Below are 14,194 nucleotides of genomic sequence, written 5' to 3' on the forward strand. Positions count from 1 at the left end.
TCCAGCGGCCGCTTGCGGGGCCTTGTTTCGCGCCTTCCGGCGTGATCACTACTTTAGCGGATTCCCCCGGCGACTCATAATCGAGTCATCCGAGTCAATCGATTTGCATTCCGGCATGCCGAAATACATCCCGATCAGGGGTCCTGCACAAATAGTGTGCCGCCGGTGCGGCGAGAGTGGCCGCCGCAGAACCTTGCGGGCTCTGTGGCAACTCGGTGAACACTACACGACAGGGCACCCCCGCGCGGCCCGCCCCCCTCAACAACATCCGCTGCCCGGCAGCGTCCGCACATTGCGGGCCTCGCGGCTGCGTGCGGCCAGCAACTCGTCGGCCGGGTACCCGACTTCCTCCAGTGTGAGGCCGTGCGGCTTCACCACGTTCACCGCCGAGTGGCGCACCCCGCCGGCCAGCACTTCGGCCGGGAAGCAGACCGGCCGCCGGCCGTCGCCGACCACCAGCATCGCGCCGACGAGCGCCCGCACCATGTTGTGGCAGAAGGCGTCGGCCCGCACGGTCGCGACGGCCAGGCCGTCCGGCGTCCGCTCCCAGTGCAGCTGCTGCAAGGTCCTGATGGTCGTCGCGCCCTCGCGCTTCTTGCAGTAGGCCGCGAAGTCGTGCTCGCCGAGCATCTTCTCGGCGGCCAGGTTCATCAGATCCACGTCCAACGGCCAGTCCGCCCACAGCACATGGCCCCGCAGCAGCGGGTCGACGCCGCCGGGGTTGTCGCACACCCGGTACGCGTAGCGCCGCCAGACCGCCGCGAAGCGCGCGTTGAACCCGGCGGGGGCCGGCGCGACCTTCCAGACGCGTACGTCCTTCGGCAGCCGCCCCGCGAGCCGCCGCATCAGCTTCTCCTGGTGCTCTGCCCACAGCTCCTCCGGCAGATCGACGTGCGCGACCTGCCCGCGCGCGTGCACCCCGGAGTCGGTGCGCCCCGCCACCGTGAGGGACGGCGCCGCCGGCAGCCGCAGCACCGTCTGTAGCGCGCTCTCCAACTCGCCCTGCACCGTGCGCTGTTCGCGCTGGCGCGCCCAGCCCGAGAAGTCCTTGCCGTCGTACGACAGGTCCAGCCGCAGCCGTACGGCGCCGGCCGCTACGTCGTCACTCACCAGAAATTCCTTTCCTGCTCATCCACACATCGCTCAGCAACACATCCGCACACATCCATACGCGTCAACGCCCACGGACATCAAACGCGAACGGGCCCGCCCCCAATTCAGGGAGCGGGCCCGTTCATATCAGCCGGCGCAAATCCAGCTGATGAAAGTCGTCAGACGCTTCAGGCGTCCTTGGACTCCTCGGCCGGGGCCTCGTCGGACTTGGCCTCAACGGCCTCGTCCTTCTTGAGGTCCGCGACGGCCTCGTCGCCGACAGCGTCCTTGGCGGAACGCTTGGTGGCGGCCTCGGCCTCGCCCACGGCGTTCTGCTTGACGGTCAGCGCCTCGACCAGCTCGATGACTGCCATCGGCGCGTTGTCGCCGCGACGGCCACCGATCTTGGTGATACGGGTGTAGCCACCGGGACGGTTCTCGTACCGCGGGCCGATCTCCGTGAAGAGCGTGTGCACGATGCTCTTGTCGGTGATGGACTGCAGCACCTGGCGACGGTTGTGAATGTCGCCCTTCTTCGCCTTGGTGATGAAACGCTCCGCGACCGGACGCAGACGACGCGCCTTCGCCTCGGTCGTGGTGATGCGGCCGTGCTCGAACAGCTGCTTGGCGAGGTTCGCCAGCAGGTGCCGCTCGTGCGCAGCGCTGCCGCCCAGACGGGCGCCCTTGGCGGGCTTCGGCATGTGTTTCTCCTTGTGTCTGCACCGGCCGTATCAGGTACCGGTGTCAGGTCAGTGGGGCGGTCGCCCCACCGAGGTTCAGGTGAGTCCGGGGACTCAGTACTGCTCGGTCTCCACGAAGCCGGCGTCCGCGTCGTCGTCGGCGCCGAAGGCGTCGGCGGCGGCGGTCGGGTCGAATCCAGGCGGGCTGTCCTTGAGCGCGAGGCCCATGCCGGCCAGCTTCGCCTTGACCTCGTCGATCGACTTCGCACCGAAGTTGCGGATGTCGAGCAGGTCGGCCTCGGAGCGGGCCACGAGCTCGCCCACCGAGTGGATGCCTTCGCGCTTGAGGCAGTTGTACGACCGAACGGTGAGCTCGAGCTCCTCGATCGGCAGCGCCAGATCGGCGGCCAGGGCGGCGTCCGTGGGGGACGGGCCCATGTCGATGCCTTCGGCGTCGATGTTGAGCTCGCGCGCCAGACCGAACAGCTCGACCAGGGTCTTACCGGCCGACGCCATGGCGTCACGGGGACGCATGGCCTGCTTGGTCTCGACGTCGACGATCAGCTTGTCGAAGTCGGTGCGCTGCTCGACACGGGTCGCCTCGACCTTGTACGTGACCTTGAGCACCGGGGAGTAGATGGAGTCGACCGGAATGCGGCCGATCTCCTGGCCCAGCTGCTTGTTCTGGACCGCGGAGACGTAGCCGCGACCGCGCTCGACGGTCAGCTCCATCTCCAGCTTGCCCTTGCCGTTCAGCGTGGCGAGGACCAGGTCCGGGTTGTGCACCTCGACACCGGCCGGCGGAGCGATGTCCGCGGCGGTGACCAGGCCCGGGCCCTGCTTGCGCAGGTACATCACGACGGGCTCGTCGTGCTCCGAGGAGACGACGAGCTGCTTGATGTTGAGGATGAGGTCGGTGACGTCTTCCTTGACGCCCGGCACGGTGGTGAACTCGTGCAGGACGCCGTCGATCCGGATGCTGGTGACAGCGGCACCGGGGATCGAGGAGAGAAGCGTGCGACGCAGAGAGTTGCCGAGGGTGTAGCCGAAGCCCGGCTCCAGCGGCTCGATGACGAACCTGGAGCGGTACTCGTCGACGACCTCTTCGGTCAGCGAGGGGCGCTGAGCGATCAGCATGGGGTTTCTCCTTCTGTCTTCGGCACCCACTATTTGATGCCGACAAAAACAAGGATACGGGCGACCGGGAGCAGATACCTAGCTGCTCGGGGTCGCCCGTTCCTCAGAGAGTCGAAGCTGCTACTTGGAGTAGAGCTCGACGATCAGCTGCTCTTGCACCTGGGTGTCGATGACCTGGCGCTCGGGCAGGGAGTGCACGAGAATCCGGAGCTTCGACGGGTTCGACTCGAGCCACGCGGGCACGGTCTTCTCGCCGGCCTCGGCACGAGCGACCACGAAGGGCGTCATCTCGCGCGAGGACTCGCGGACCTCGATGATGTCGTTCGCGGCGACGCGAGCCGACGGGATGTCCGTCTTGCGGCCGTTCACGGTGATGTGACCGTGGCAGACCAGCTGACGGGCGTGGTCACGGGACTTGGCGAAGCCGGCCCGGTAGACCACATTGTCGAGGCGGGTCTCGAGGATGCGGAGCAGGTTTTCGCCGGTCTTGCCGGACTTCCTGTTCGCCTCCACGAAGTAACCGCGGAACTGCTTCTCGAGCACGCCGTAGATGCGAGCGCACTTCTGCTTCTCGCGCTTCTGCAGCAGGAACTCGCTGTCCTTCGTGCGCCCGCGACCGTGCTCACCCGGGGGGTAAGGACGGATCTCAATCGGGCACTTTGCGCTTTCGCACTTGCTGCCCTTGAGGAACAGCTTCTGCTTCTCCCGACGGCATCGCTTGCAGTCGGCCCCGGTATAACGCGCCATAGTTCTGTGTCTCCTACTTCAGCTGGTCAGACGCGGCGGCGCTTGGGCGGGCGGCAGCCGTTGTGCGGCGTGGGGGTGACGTCCTGGATCGAACCCACTTCCAGGCCGGTGGCCTGGAGCGAGCGGATCGCGGTCTCACGGCCGGAGCCGGGACCCTTCACAAAGACGTCGACCTTGCGCATGCCGTGCTCCTGTGCGCGACGAGCGGCCGACTCAGCGGCCATCTGCGCGGCGAACGGGGTCGACTTGCGCGAGCCCTTGAAGCCGACATGGCCGGCCGAGGCCCAAGAGATCACATTGCCGGTCGGGTCAGTGATCGAGACGATGGTGTTGTTGAACGTGCTCTTGATGTGAGCGTGCCCGTGGGCAACGTTCTTCTTCTCCTTGCGGCGCACCTTCTTGGCGCCCGCCGTACGGCTCTTCGGAGGCATATGTGAAAACTCCTGTGGAGGTGGTCGGTCCTACTGCACGGACCGCTGTTCAGCGTCCGGAATAGGACTACTTCTTGCCCGGCTTCTTCTTGCCGGCGATCGCGCGACGCGGGCCCTTACGGGTGCGGGCGTTGGTGCTCGTGCGCTGGCCGTGGACGGGAAGTCCACGACGGTGACGCAGGCCCTGGTAGCAGCCGATCTCGACCTTGCGGCGAATGTCGGCCTGAATCTCGCGACGGAGGTCACCCTCGGTCTTGAGATTGGCGTCCACGTACTCGCGCAGCTTGATCAGGTCTTCTTCGGCCAGGTCACGAACACGGGTGTCCGGGTGGACACCGGTGCTCTTCAGGGCCTCCTGGGCACGGGTGCGACCGATGCCGAAGACGTAAGTGAGGGCAACCTCCACGCGCTTTTCGCGCGGGAGATCAACGCCGGAGAGGCGTGCCATTTGATGTGGCTCCAGGTGATTGTCGGAGGTCTACCGCAGCACCGTTCCCGGGTGTTCCCGTCCATTGGAGGGAGCTCGGGTCCCCGGCCTCCGGCCGGGGGTATCGTCCCCACGACGGTGATCACTCACCGCTGGGGGGTCGGGTTGCTGCGTATTTACGTTTTGCTCGGCGTCGCGCGAAAACTGCGGAAATGCCGGTCGTGCTTCAGCCCTGGCGCTGCTTGTGGCGCAGGTTGTCGCAGATGACCATGACCACGCCGTGACGGCGGATCACCTTGCACTTGTCGCAGATCTTCTTGACGCTCGGCTTGACCTTCATGGGAGGTTCTCCGGGTCAGGCCCACACCCCACCGAAGGGGGATGCCGGCAAGATCTACTTGTAGCGGTAGACGATCCGTCCGCGCGTAAGGTCGTAGGGAGACAGCTCCACTACGACCCGGTCGTCAGGAAGGATACGGATGTAGTGCATCCGCATCTTTCCGCTGATGTGCGCGAGGACCTTGTGACCGTTCTGGAGTTCTACCCGGAACATCGCGTTCGGGAGAGACTCGATCACGGTGCCCTCGATCTCGATGGCACCTTGCTTCTTGGCCACGCTTCGCCTTTCGAATCGGCTACCTGGATCGGCTCTCGACGTGCACGCAGGCAAGCGGGAGCCGACGCGTTAGTCTACGTCAGCCCACTGGGAAAGACGAATCCTGTAGGTGTGCCCACCTGCGAAGATCGTTAAGCTAGAGGGTCGGGCGCGATCTGTACGCCGTACTCGGCCAGTTTCGCCTTGCCGCCGTCCACCGCGGTCAGCACCAGCGGACCTTGTTCGGTCAGCGCGATGGAGTGCTCCCAGTGGCTGGACCAGGTGCCGTCGTTCGTCTTGACCGTCCAGTCGTCCTCGAGGACGTACGTCTTGGCGGTGCCCAGACTCACCATCGGCTCGATGGCGATGCAGAACCCCGGCACCAGCCTCGGCCCGCGGCCGCGCTTGCGGTCCACGTAGTTCAGCAGATGCGGGTCCATGTGCATCGCGCTGCCGATGCCGTGGCCGCCGTAGTCCTCGATGATCCCGTACTTACCGGTGGCAGGCCGGGGCTGGCGACGGATGTAGCCCTCGATCGCCTTCGAGATGTCGACGAGCCGGTTGCCCTGCTTGACCGCCGCGATGCCGGCCCACATGGACTCCTCGGTCACCCGGCTCAGCTCATGCAGCTCCGGAGCGTGACCGGTGCCGACGAAAGCCGTGAAAGCCGCGTCGCCGTGCCAGCCGTCGATGACCGCTCCGGCGTCGATCGAGATGACGTCGCCGTCCTTCAGCACGGTCACGGTGTCCGGGATGCCGTGCACCACGATGTCGTTGACCGAGGTGCAGATGCTCGCCGGGAAGCCGCCGTAGCCGAGAAAGTTCGACTTGGCGCCGTGCTCGGCGAGGACCTTGCGGGCCGCGTCGTCCAGATCCTTGGTGGTGGCCCCCGGGACGGCCACCGCGCGGGTGGCCTCGTGCACCTTCGCCACGACCAGCCCCGCCTCGCGCATCTTCGCGATCTGTTCCGGGGTCTTGAGCTCCACCATCAAATGCCTTCCGCGTTCTCGACTGCCTTACCTGGACAACAGTACGGCCGCGACGCCCATCGGACACCGCGGCCGTATTCGGGGTGCTGCACACCAGTACGGCCGCGGCGCCCATCGGACACCGCGGCCGTTACTTGAGGTACTGATCCTTGAGGTGCTGATACCCGAGGTGCCGAGTACCGTCCGCGCTCAGGCCGCCTTCGGCAGGATCGCGTCCATCGCCTTCCGGGTCACCTCGGCGACCTTGCCGAGCGCCGAGATCGTGACGACCAGGCCCTGGGCCTTGTAGTAGTCGACGATCGGCTCGGTGTCGCTGTGGTAGACCTCCAGGCGCTTGCGGACGGTGTCCTCACTGTCGTCCTCGCGTTGGTAGAGCTCGCCGCCGCAGGTGTCGCAGACACCCTCGGCCTTCGGCGGGCTGTAGATCACGTGGAAGGTGTGGCTGCTGTCCGTACGACACGTCCGCCGCCCGGCGATCCGCTTGACGACCTCTTCCTCGGGGACTTCGAGGTCGAGCACCGCGTTGAGCTTCTGGCCCTTCGACTGAAGGATCTCGTCGAGCACCTCGGCCTGCCGGAGGTTGCGCGGGAAGCCGTCCAGCAGGAAGCCGTCGGAGGTGTCCGGCTGTTCCATCCGGTCCTGTGCCATGCCGATGGTGACCTCGTCGGGCACCAGCCGGCCGGACTTCATGTACTCCTGCGCCTGCTGCCCGAGCGGAGTGCCCTGGCTGATGTTCGCGCGGAAGAGGTCGCCCGTGGAGATGTGCGGGATCGAGAGGTTCTCGGCTAGGTACGCGGCCTGCGTACCCTTGCCGGCGCCAGGCGGCCCGACGAGGACGATTCGCATCAGCGGAGGAACCCTTCGTAGTTGCGCTGCTGAAGCTGGCTCTCGATCTGCTTCACCGTTTCAAGACCGACACCCACGATGATCAGGATGCTGGTCCCGCCGAACGGGAAGTTCTGGTTGGCGCCGAAGCCCGCCAATGCGACGGTGGGCACCAGAGCGATCAGACCCAGGTAGAGCGATCCGGGCCACGTGATGCGGTTGAGCACGTAGCTCAGGTACTCCGCCGTGGGCCGACCTGCCCGGATACCCGGGACGAAGCCACCATACTTCTTCATGTTGTCGGCAACTTCTTCGGGGTTGAAGGAGATGGCGACGTAGAAGAAGGCGAAGAAAACGATCAGCAGGAAGTACGTGGCGATGTAAACCGGGTGGTCACCGGTGGTGAGGTTCTGGCTGACCCAGTTCGCCCAGCCGGCTTTCGAGCCGCTGAACTGGACGATCAGAGCCGGGATGTAGAGCAGCGAAGAGGCGAAGATCACGGGGATCACGCCCGCCTGGTTCACCTTCAGCGGGATGTACGTGGACGTACCGCCATAGGACCTGCGGCCGATCATGCGCTTCGCGTACTGCACCGGGATCCGGCGCTGCGCCTGCTCGACGAAGACGACCAGCGCGACCATCGCCAGGCCCACCGCGATGACCACGATGAACTCGACCCAGCCCTCCATGATCTTGCCCTGCTGCTTGATCGCCCAGAGCGCACCGGGGAAACCGGCCGCGATCGAGACGAACATCAGGATCGACATGCCGTTGCCGATGCCCTTGTCGGTGACCAGCTCGCCGAGCCACATCACCGCCGCGGTGCCCGCGGTCAGCGTGATCACCATCGTGGTCTGAGTGAAGATCGAATGGTTGGGCACGATCTGGTCGGCGACCGGGCAGTTCTGGAACAGCGCGCCGGTGCGCGCGGCCGCCACCACCCCTGTGCCCTGTAGTACGGCCAGCGCCACGGTCAGGTAGCGGGTGTACTGCGTGATCTTCGCCGTGCCGGACTGGCCCTCCTTCTTGAGGGCTTCGAGTCGCGGGATCACGACGGTCAGCAGCTGCAGGATGATGCTCGCCGTGATGTACGGCATGATCCCGAGCGCGAAGATCGTGACCTGCAGCAGCGCGCCGCCGCTGAACATGTTCACCAGGCCGAAGAGGCCGTTGTTGGCGTTGGCCGCCTTCATGCACGTATCGACGTTCGTGTAGCTGACTCCCGGTACCGGGACGTGCGCGCCGAGCCTGAAGAGCACGATGACGCCCAGCGTGAACAGCAGCTTTTTGCGCAGGTCGGGCGTCTTGAACGCTCGGGCGAACGCGGTGAGCACGGTGCCTCCTGCGCCCCTCACGCTTCTGCGCAGGGGGTGACGGGTCTTGAGGATCGATGGACACTAAGCAGCCAAAACCCGTGCGGGCACAGGCCGCACGGACATTAACAGTGCACGCCACCTTACCGGCGACCGCACCCCCCTTGGAACGACCGGCGAAGGTTGCCTGTGCCCACACGCCCGCTCAGATCCCAACGGGCCCTGCCGCAGGCCCTTTCGGCCGCCCAGGAGGGCCAGCCTATAGAGGGACACGCGCCGGTTGTAGAGGGCACACGACGGCCACGCGACAGTCCGTGACCGGCTGTGGCGGCCCGCAGCCGGGCCTGGAGGCCGTCAGGAGCCCCTGGAGGGACCGCAGATGCTCGCCGGAGCCGCTCGGGGCCCCGGGGCGGGCCCGCCGGGGCGCCCACCCGCCCTGCCGCCGCCGCGACCGAAACCGACGGGCGCCGAAACTGCTGGGCCGGCGAACGCGAAAAGAGCCGGAAGCCTCCCCAAAAGGGAAGCTTCCGGCTCCTTCGTACCGACATACCACCTGCTCGGATTTCTCCGGGCGGCGATGTCTCCGACTAGACGAGCTCGGTGACGGTCCCGCCGGCGGCGGTGATCTTCAGCTTGGCGGAGCCGGAGACGGCGTCAACCGAAACCTGCAGCGCCACGCCGATCTCGCCGGTGCCGAGCACCTTGACGAGCTTGTTCTTGCGCACCGCACCCTTGGCGACCAGGTCGTCAATCGTGACCTCTCCACCCGAGGGGTAGAGCGCGGTCAGCTTGTCCAGGTTCACGACCTGGAACTCGGTGCGGAACGGGTTCTTGAAGCCCTTGAGCTTCGGCAGGCGCATGTGGAGGGGCATCTGCCCGCCCTCGAAGCGCGCGGGAACCTGGTTACGAGCCTTGGTGCCCTTGGTGCCACGACCGGCGGTCTTACCCTTGGACGCCTCGCCACGGCCCACACGGGTCTTGGCGGTCTTGGCGCCTGGGGCGGGCCGGAGGTTGTGGACCTTCAGCGGGTTCTGCTCCGCCATATCAGTCGACCTCCTCTACCGTGACGAGATGCCGCACGGTCTGCACCATGCCGCGGAACTCGGGACGGTCCTCCTTGACGACTACGTCGTTCAGGCGCTTGAGCCCGAGCGAACGCAGGGTGTCGCGGTGGTTCTGCTTTGTACCGATGAACGACCGGGTCTGCGTGACCTTGAGGCGAGCCATTAGCGACCCACCCCGGCACGCGCCCGCAGCAGTGCTGCGGGGGCGACGTCTTCCAGCGGCAGACCACGACGAGCGGCGATCTCCTCGGGGCGCTGAAGCCCACGAAGAGCCGTCACCGTGGCGTGCACGATGTTGATCGGGTTCGACGAACCGAGCGACTTGCTCAGCACGTCGTGAATGCCGGCGCACTCCAGAACGGCGCGCACCGGGCCACCGGCGATCACGCCGGTACCGGGGGAAGCCGGCTTGAGCAGGACAACGCCTGCGGCCTTCTCGCCCTGGATCGGGTGCGGAATGGTGCCCTGGATACGCGGAACCTTGAAGAAGCTCTTCTTGGCCTCTTCAACGCCCTTGGCGATGGCCGCGGGAACTTCCTTGGCCTTGCCGTATCCGACACCTACGGTGCCGTCACCATCGCCCACCACGACGAGCGCGGTGAAGCTGAAACGACGGCCACCCTTGACAACCTTGGCGACGCGGTTGATCGCGACGACGCGCTCAACGTACGCGGTCTTCTCGGCAGCACCGCCACCGTCACGGCCCTTCCGGCCCGTCCGCTCGCCGCCACCGGCACCGCTTCCGCGGCGCTGGGGTCCAGCCATTGGATTTACCTCTCTCTGTTACGTCCGCTAGCTCCGGAACCGGGGCTTTAGAACTTCAGCCCGGCTTCGCGGGCGGCGTCCGCCAGAGCGGCAATGCGCCCGGCGTACTGGTTGCCACCGCGGTCGAAAACGACGGCCTCGATGCCGGCGGCCTTCGCACGTTCGGCGACAAGTGCGCCGACCTGCTGGGCCTGGGCGCTCTTGTCAGCGTCGCCGCCACGGATGGAGGTGTCGAGGGTCGACGCCGACGCGAGCGTGTGGCCCGCGATGTCGTCGATGACCTGCGCCACCATGTGACGGTTGGAACGCGTTACCACGAGGCGGGGACGCTCCGGCGTGCCGGAGATCCGCTTACGCACGCGAATGTGGCGCCGCTTGAGAGCGGCACCCCTGCGGGCGTCACCCTTCGCGATCTTCACACCATATGTCATGGCTTACTTACCAGCCTTTCCGACCTTGCGGCGGATGACTTCGCCGGCGTACTTGACACCCTTGGCCTTGTACGGGTCGGGCTTCCGCAGCTTGCGGATATTCGCGGCCACCTCGCCGACCTTCTGCTTGTCGATACCCTCGACACTCAGCTTGGTCGGAGACTCGACCTTGAAGGTGATGCCCTCCGGCGGCACGATCACAATGGGGTGGCTGTAGCCCAGGGCGAACTCCAGATTGGAGCCCTTCGCCTGGACGCGGTAACCGACACCACTGATCTCGAGTGCCTTGCTGTAGCCCGTGGTCACGCCGGTGATCATGTTCGCCACCAGCGTGCGGGACAGGCCGTGGAGGGCCTTGTTCTGACGCTCGTCGTTCGGGCGAGACACCTCGAGGATGCCGTCCTCGCCCTTTGCGACATCAATAGGCGCGGCAACAGTGTGGGAAAGGGAGCCCTTGGGACCCTTTACCGCGACCGTGCGGCCATCAATGGTGACGTCCACACCGGCGGGAACCTGGATGGGCAGCCGTCCAATTCGCGACATTGGCTATTCCTCCGTTCCCGAGTTACCAGACGTAGGCGAGGACTTCCCCACCCACGCCCTTCTTGGCAGCCTGCTGGCCGGTCAGGAGGCCCTGGGACGTGGAGATGATCGCCACGCCCAGGCCGCCGAGAACCTTCGGCAGGTTGGTGGACTTCGCGTAGACCCGCAGGCCCGGCTTGGAGATGCGCTTGATGCCGGCGATCGAACGCTCACGGTTCGGACCGAACTTCAGCTCAAGGGTGAGGTTCTTGCCGACTTCGGCGTCCTCAACCTTCCAGCCGGTGATGTAGCCCTCCTGCTGGAGGATCTCCGCAATGTGGGACTTGATCTTGCTATGCGGCATCGCGACGTCGTCGTGGTATGCCGAGTTCGCGTTTCGCAGACGCGTAAGCATGTCTGCGATCGGATCAGTCATGGTCATGAATTGGCCTTCGGCCTCTCTCGCCGGGGTTTCCTATATGCGCCATCCCTCTCCCCGATCAGAGTCGGGACGGGTGCGGTGCGGGGACCTACGGCGTAGTAAGACGGTTAGGGCGACGGACGCCCAACCCTCCAAGCCTACGGCACCATTGCTGGCGCGCGCGCCAGCGTCCTCGGAAGGACGCCGGCCGGGAGACCGGAGGGCGGGGCGACCGCCTACCAGATTCTTACCGAGAGCCCTGGAAGTCCCTGTCCCCCGAGGGGGAAGGGGTGCTTACCAGGAGCTCTTGGTCACGCCCGGGAGCTCGCCGCGGTGAGCCATCTCACGAAGGCACACACGGCAGAGGCCGAACTTGCGGTAAACGGAGTGCGGACGGCCGCAGCGCTGGCAGCGCGTGTAACCACGCACGCCGAACTTGGGCTTGCGGGCGGCCTTGGCAATAAGAGCCTTCTTCGCCACGGTCAGTTCTCCTTGAACGGGAAGCCGAGGTGACGAAGCAGGGCACGGCCCTCGTCGTCGTTGGAAGCCGTGGTGACCACGGTGATGTCCATGCCCCGGGCCCGGTCGATCTTGTCCTGGTCGATCTCGTGGAACATGACCTGCTCCGTGAGACCGAAGGTGTAGTTACCGCGGCCGTCGAACTGCTTCGGCGACAGACCACGGAAGTCGCGGATGCGGGGCAGCGCGAGCGACAGGGTCCGGTCCAGGAACTCCCACATGCGGTCACCGCGGAGGGTGACGTGGCAGCCGATGGGCTGCCCTTCGCGCAGCTTGAACTGCGCGATCGACTTGCGGGCCTTGGTGACGGACGGCTTCTGACCGGTGATCGTGGTGAGGTCCTTGATGGCGCCCTCGATCAACTTGGAGTCGCGGGCTGCGTCGCCCACACCCATGTTGACCACGATCTTGGTGAGACCGGGGATCTGCATGACGTTCTCGTAGGAGAACTCTTCACGCAGCTTGCCCGCGATCTCCTCGCGGTAGCGCGTCTTGAGACGCGGCGCAATGGTGGAAGTCATCAGATGTCCTCGCCGGTCCGCTTGGCAACGCGGATCTTGTTGCCTTCGTCGTCGAAGCGGTAAGCGACGCGCGTGACAACCTTGTTGCCGTCCTTCTCCACGACCAGCTGAACGTTGCTGACGTGAATCGGGGCCTCGGTCGTCACAATGCCGCCGGTCTTGGAACCACGGGCGGTCTGGCCGGCCTTGGTGTGCTTCTTGACCCGGTTGACACCCTCGACCAGAACACGGTCCTCAGTCGGGATGGCCTGAACGACCTTGCCCGTCTTGCCCTTGTCCTTGCCGGTGATGACCTGGACCAGGTCACCCTTCTTGATCTTCATCGGTTACAGCACCTCCGGCGCGAGCGAGACGATCTTCATGAACTTCTTCTCGCGCAGCTCTCGGCCCACCGGGCCGAAGATACGGGTGCCGCGGGGGTCGCCATCGTTCTTGAGAACAACTGCTGCGTTCTCGTCGAAACGAATGTACGAGCCATCGGGCCGCCGGCGCTCCTTCACGGTGCGCACGATGACAGCCTTGATGACATCGCCCTTCTTCACGTTGCCACCGGGGATCGCATCCTTGACGGTGGCCACGATGACGTCACCGATTCCCGCGTAGCGTCGACCGGAGCCACCGAGAACGCGGATGCACAGAATTTCCTTGGCACCCGTGTTGTCGGCGACACGCAGTCGCGACTCCTGCTGGATCACGTCTATCTCCTGATCGTCTGCCGGTTCCCGGTGGGGAGCTGACCGCCCTATATGGAGCGAGCAGGCTCCCCACCGAGCCTGACGGAACTACTTACTTGGCCTTCTCGAGGATCTCGACGATGCGCCAGCGCTTGCTCGCCGACAGCGGCCGCGTCTCCATGATGACGACACGGTCGCCGACGCCGGCAGCATTCTGCTCGTCGTGGGCCTTGAGCTTGTTCGTGCGGCGAATGACCTTGCCGTAGAGCGCGTGCTTGACACGGTCTTCGACAGCGACCACTACGGTCTTGTCCATCTTGTCGCTCACGACAAGGCCCTCACGGGTCTTGCGGAAGCCGCGCTCGTTGGTCTCAGTCACATTCTTCTCGCTCATCAGGCGCTCTCCACCGTCTCGATGCCCAGCTCGCGCTCGCGCATCAGGGTGTAGATCCGGGCGATGTCCTTGCGGACGACCTTGAGTCGGCCATGGTTCTCGAGCTGCCCGGTCGCCGCCTGGAAGCGGAGGTTGAACAGTTCTTCCTTGGCCTCGCGCAGCTTGGCGAGGAGTTCCTCGTCGCCCAGCTCACGCAAGTCGGTCGCCTTGGTACCGGCCGCCATCACGACTCACCTGCCTCGCGCCGGACAATCCGGCACTTCATCGGAAGCTTGTGGGCGGCGCGGGTAAGCGCCTCCTTAGCGACCTTCTCGTTCGGGTAGGACAGCTCGAACATCACCCGACCGGGCTTGACGTTCGCGATCCACCACTCGGGCGAACCCTTACCGGAACCCATGCGGGTCTCAGCAGGCTTCTTCGTGAGGGGGCGGTCCGGATAAATGTTGATCCAGACCTTTCCGCCACGCTTGATGTGGCGAGTGACCGCGATACGCGCCGACTCGATCTGACGGTTCGTCACGTAAGCCGGGGTAACCGCCTGGATGCCGTACTCGCCGAAAGCGAGCTCGGTTCCGCCCTTGGCCATACCCGACCGCTTCGGGTGGTGCTGCTTGCGGTGCTTGACCCTGCGAGGGATCAGCATGTCG

The 14,194-nt window shown here is 65.5% G+C and carries 24 protein-coding genes; all 24 read right to left on the bottom strand.

Annotation, left to right across the window (positions count from 1 at the left end; genetic code table 11):
- Positions 1-258 precede the first annotated feature (258 nt).
- The gene (truA, locus tag QMK28_RS22345; protein ID WP_326440759.1) at positions 259-1,110 is read right to left on the bottom strand and encodes a tRNA pseudouridine(38-40) synthase TruA; all 852 of its coding nucleotides are present in this window, start codon (positions 1,108-1,110) and stop codon (positions 259-261) included.
- 170 nt (positions 1,111-1,280) lie between these two features.
- The gene (gene rplQ, locus QMK28_RS22350; protein WP_326440761.1) at positions 1,281-1,793 is read right to left on the bottom strand and encodes a 50S ribosomal protein L17; all 513 of its coding nucleotides are present in this window, start codon (positions 1,791-1,793) and stop codon (positions 1,281-1,283) included.
- Between the two features lie 93 nt (positions 1,794-1,886).
- Positions 1,887-2,909, bottom strand: a complete 1,023-nt coding sequence (locus tag QMK28_RS22355) for a DNA-directed RNA polymerase subunit alpha (RefSeq protein ID WP_010473911.1) — start codon at positions 2,907-2,909, stop codon at positions 1,887-1,889.
- A gap of 120 nt (positions 2,910-3,029) precedes the next feature.
- Positions 3,030-3,656: a 30S ribosomal protein S4 gene (gene rpsD, locus QMK28_RS22360; protein WP_326440765.1), complete on the bottom strand. Its 627-nt coding sequence runs from the start codon at positions 3,654-3,656 to the stop codon at positions 3,030-3,032.
- Positions 3,657-3,682: 26 nt separating this feature from the next.
- Complete coding sequence (rpsK, locus tag QMK28_RS22365) at positions 3,683-4,087, bottom strand: 30S ribosomal protein S11 (RefSeq protein WP_009715860.1); 405 nt, start codon at positions 4,085-4,087, stop codon at positions 3,683-3,685.
- A gap of 67 nt (positions 4,088-4,154) precedes the next feature.
- The gene (rpsM, locus tag QMK28_RS22370; RefSeq protein WP_326440768.1) at positions 4,155-4,535 is read right to left on the bottom strand and encodes a 30S ribosomal protein S13; all 381 of its coding nucleotides are present in this window, start codon (positions 4,533-4,535) and stop codon (positions 4,155-4,157) included.
- Positions 4,536-4,740: 205 nt separating this feature from the next.
- Positions 4,741-4,854 (bottom strand): 50S ribosomal protein L36, encoded by a 114-nt coding sequence (gene rpmJ / locus QMK28_RS22375; RefSeq protein ID WP_326440770.1) that lies wholly within the window; start codon positions 4,852-4,854, stop codon positions 4,741-4,743.
- Between the two features lie 54 nt (positions 4,855-4,908).
- Positions 4,909-5,130: a translation initiation factor IF-1 gene (gene infA, locus QMK28_RS22380; RefSeq protein WP_014047798.1), complete on the bottom strand. Its 222-nt coding sequence runs from the start codon at positions 5,128-5,130 to the stop codon at positions 4,909-4,911.
- 131 nt (positions 5,131-5,261) lie between these two features.
- On the bottom strand, positions 5,262-6,098 hold the full coding sequence (gene map, locus QMK28_RS22385) for a type I methionyl aminopeptidase (RefSeq protein ID WP_326440774.1): 837 nt from the start codon (positions 6,096-6,098) through the stop codon (positions 5,262-5,264).
- 189 nt (positions 6,099-6,287) lie between these two features.
- On the bottom strand, positions 6,288-6,944 hold the full coding sequence (locus QMK28_RS22390; RefSeq protein WP_326440776.1) for an adenylate kinase: 657 nt from the start codon (positions 6,942-6,944) through the stop codon (positions 6,288-6,290).
- A complete protein-coding gene (secY, locus tag QMK28_RS22395; RefSeq protein WP_326440778.1) occupies positions 6,944-8,257 on the bottom strand; it encodes a preprotein translocase subunit SecY in 1,314 nt (437 codons plus the stop codon). Before secY ends, QMK28_RS22390 begins: the two co-directional genes overlap by 1 nt.
- 566 nt (positions 8,258-8,823) lie before the next feature.
- Positions 8,824-9,279 (bottom strand): 50S ribosomal protein L15, encoded by a 456-nt coding sequence (gene rplO, locus QMK28_RS22400; protein WP_326440780.1) that lies wholly within the window; start codon positions 9,277-9,279, stop codon positions 8,824-8,826.
- A gap of 1 nt (position 9,280) precedes the next feature.
- Entirely contained in the window at positions 9,281-9,463 is a 183-nt protein-coding gene (rpmD, locus tag QMK28_RS22405; RefSeq protein WP_326440782.1) for a 50S ribosomal protein L30, read from the bottom strand.
- Positions 9,463-10,065, bottom strand: a complete 603-nt coding sequence (gene rpsE / locus QMK28_RS22410) for a 30S ribosomal protein S5 (protein ID WP_326440784.1) — start codon at positions 10,063-10,065, stop codon at positions 9,463-9,465. The genes rpmD and rpsE overlap by 1 nt, the downstream gene beginning before the upstream one ends.
- A 47-nt stretch (positions 10,066-10,112) precedes the next feature.
- Positions 10,113-10,496, bottom strand: a complete 384-nt coding sequence (rplR, locus tag QMK28_RS22415) for a 50S ribosomal protein L18 (RefSeq protein WP_326440786.1) — start codon at positions 10,494-10,496, stop codon at positions 10,113-10,115.
- Between the two features lie 3 nt (positions 10,497-10,499).
- Positions 10,500-11,039: a 50S ribosomal protein L6 gene (rplF, locus tag QMK28_RS22420; RefSeq protein WP_326440788.1), complete on the bottom strand. Its 540-nt coding sequence runs from the start codon at positions 11,037-11,039 to the stop codon at positions 10,500-10,502.
- Between the two features lie 22 nt (positions 11,040-11,061).
- Positions 11,062-11,460 carry a 30S ribosomal protein S8 gene (rpsH, locus tag QMK28_RS22425; RefSeq protein ID WP_326440789.1) on the bottom strand — a complete coding sequence of 133 codons (399 nt, stop codon included), beginning with the start codon at positions 11,458-11,460 and terminating at the stop codon, positions 11,062-11,064.
- A 273-nt stretch (positions 11,461-11,733) separates the two neighbouring features.
- Complete coding sequence (locus QMK28_RS22430) at positions 11,734-11,919, bottom strand: type Z 30S ribosomal protein S14 (protein WP_003948630.1); 186 nt, start codon at positions 11,917-11,919, stop codon at positions 11,734-11,736.
- 2 nt (positions 11,920-11,921) lie between these two features.
- Positions 11,922-12,479 (bottom strand): 50S ribosomal protein L5, encoded by a 558-nt coding sequence (gene rplE, locus QMK28_RS22435; RefSeq protein WP_326440792.1) that lies wholly within the window; start codon positions 12,477-12,479, stop codon positions 11,922-11,924.
- Entirely contained in the window at positions 12,479-12,802 is a 324-nt protein-coding gene (rplX, locus tag QMK28_RS22440; RefSeq protein ID WP_326440794.1) for a 50S ribosomal protein L24, read from the bottom strand. The genes rplE and rplX overlap by 1 nt, the downstream gene beginning before the upstream one ends.
- A 3-nt stretch (positions 12,803-12,805) precedes the next feature.
- Positions 12,806-13,174, bottom strand: coding sequence for a 50S ribosomal protein L14 (rplN, locus tag QMK28_RS22445; RefSeq protein WP_030368406.1), 369 nt, complete (start codon positions 13,172-13,174; stop codon positions 12,806-12,808).
- A 91-nt stretch (positions 13,175-13,265) separates the two neighbouring features.
- Entirely contained in the window at positions 13,266-13,547 is a 282-nt protein-coding gene (gene rpsQ, locus QMK28_RS22450; RefSeq protein WP_326440798.1) for a 30S ribosomal protein S17, read from the bottom strand.
- Entirely contained in the window at positions 13,547-13,771 is a 225-nt protein-coding gene (rpmC, locus tag QMK28_RS22455; protein ID WP_326440800.1) for a 50S ribosomal protein L29, read from the bottom strand. The genes rpsQ and rpmC overlap by 1 nt, the downstream gene beginning before the upstream one ends.
- Entirely contained in the window at positions 13,771-14,190 is a 420-nt protein-coding gene (gene rplP, locus QMK28_RS22460) for a 50S ribosomal protein L16 (protein WP_326440802.1), read from the bottom strand. The genes rpmC and rplP overlap by 1 nt, the downstream gene beginning before the upstream one ends.
- Between the last annotated feature and the right edge of the window lie 4 nt (positions 14,191-14,194).

Source organism: Streptomyces sp. H27-D2 (assembly GCF_035828615.1).
Taxonomy (GTDB): Bacteria; Actinomycetota; Actinomycetes; order Streptomycetales; family Streptomycetaceae; genus Streptomyces.

Bases quoted from the DNA above. Each gene is read 5' to 3' on its own strand.
- rpmD (WP_326440782.1), bottom strand. From the start codon at position 9,463: ATGGCTCGCCTCAAGGTCACGCAGACCCGGTCGTTCATCGGTACAAAG.
- rplP (WP_326440802.1), bottom strand. From the start codon at position 14,190: ATGCTGATCCCTCGCAGGGTCAAGCACCGCAAGCAGCACCACCCGAAG.
- rpsM (WP_326440768.1), bottom strand. From the start codon at position 4,535: ATGGCACGCCTCTCCGGCGTTGATCTCCCGCGCGAAAAGCGCGTGGAG.
- rpsE (WP_326440784.1), bottom strand. From the start codon at position 10,065: ATGGCTGGACCCCAGCGCCGCGGAAGCGGTGCCGGTGGCGGCGAGCGG.
- rplO (WP_326440780.1), bottom strand. From the start codon at position 9,279: ATGGCGGAGCAGAACCCGCTGAAGGTCCACAACCTCCGGCCCGCCCCA.
- rpsH (WP_326440789.1), bottom strand. From the start codon at position 11,460: ATGACCATGACTGATCCGATCGCAGACATGCTTACGCGTCTGCGAAAC.
- rplX (WP_326440794.1), bottom strand. From the start codon at position 12,802: ATGAAGATCAAGAAGGGTGACCTGGTCCAGGTCATCACCGGCAAGGAC.
- QMK28_RS22355 (WP_010473911.1), bottom strand. From the start codon at position 2,909: ATGCTGATCGCTCAGCGCCCCTCGCTGACCGAAGAGGTCGTCGACGAG.
- rpsD (WP_326440765.1), bottom strand. From the start codon at position 3,656: ATGGCGCGTTATACCGGGGCCGACTGCAAGCGATGCCGTCGGGAGAAG.
- rpmC (WP_326440800.1), bottom strand. From the start codon at position 13,771: ATGGCGGCCGGTACCAAGGCGACCGACTTGCGTGAGCTGGGCGACGAG.
- rplQ (WP_326440761.1), bottom strand. From the start codon at position 1,793: ATGCCGAAGCCCGCCAAGGGCGCCCGTCTGGGCGGCAGCGCTGCGCAC.
- rplR (WP_326440786.1), bottom strand. From the start codon at position 10,496: ATGACATATGGTGTGAAGATCGCGAAGGGTGACGCCCGCAGGGGTGCC.
- rplF (WP_326440788.1), bottom strand. From the start codon at position 11,039: ATGTCGCGAATTGGACGGCTGCCCATCCAGGTTCCCGCCGGTGTGGAC.
- rpsQ (WP_326440798.1), bottom strand. From the start codon at position 13,547: ATGAGCGAGAAGAATGTGACTGAGACCAACGAGCGCGGCTTCCGCAAG.
- map (WP_326440774.1), bottom strand. From the start codon at position 6,098: ATGGTGGAGCTCAAGACCCCGGAACAGATCGCGAAGATGCGCGAGGCG.
- QMK28_RS22390 (WP_326440776.1), bottom strand. From the start codon at position 6,944: ATGCGAATCGTCCTCGTCGGGCCGCCTGGCGCCGGCAAGGGTACGCAG.
- rpmJ (WP_326440770.1), bottom strand. From the start codon at position 4,854: ATGAAGGTCAAGCCGAGCGTCAAGAAGATCTGCGACAAGTGCAAGGTG.
- rplE (WP_326440792.1), bottom strand. From the start codon at position 12,479: ATGACTTCCACCATTGCGCCGCGTCTCAAGACGCGCTACCGCGAGGAG.
- rpsK (WP_009715860.1), bottom strand. From the start codon at position 4,087: ATGCCTCCGAAGAGCCGTACGGCGGGCGCCAAGAAGGTGCGCCGCAAG.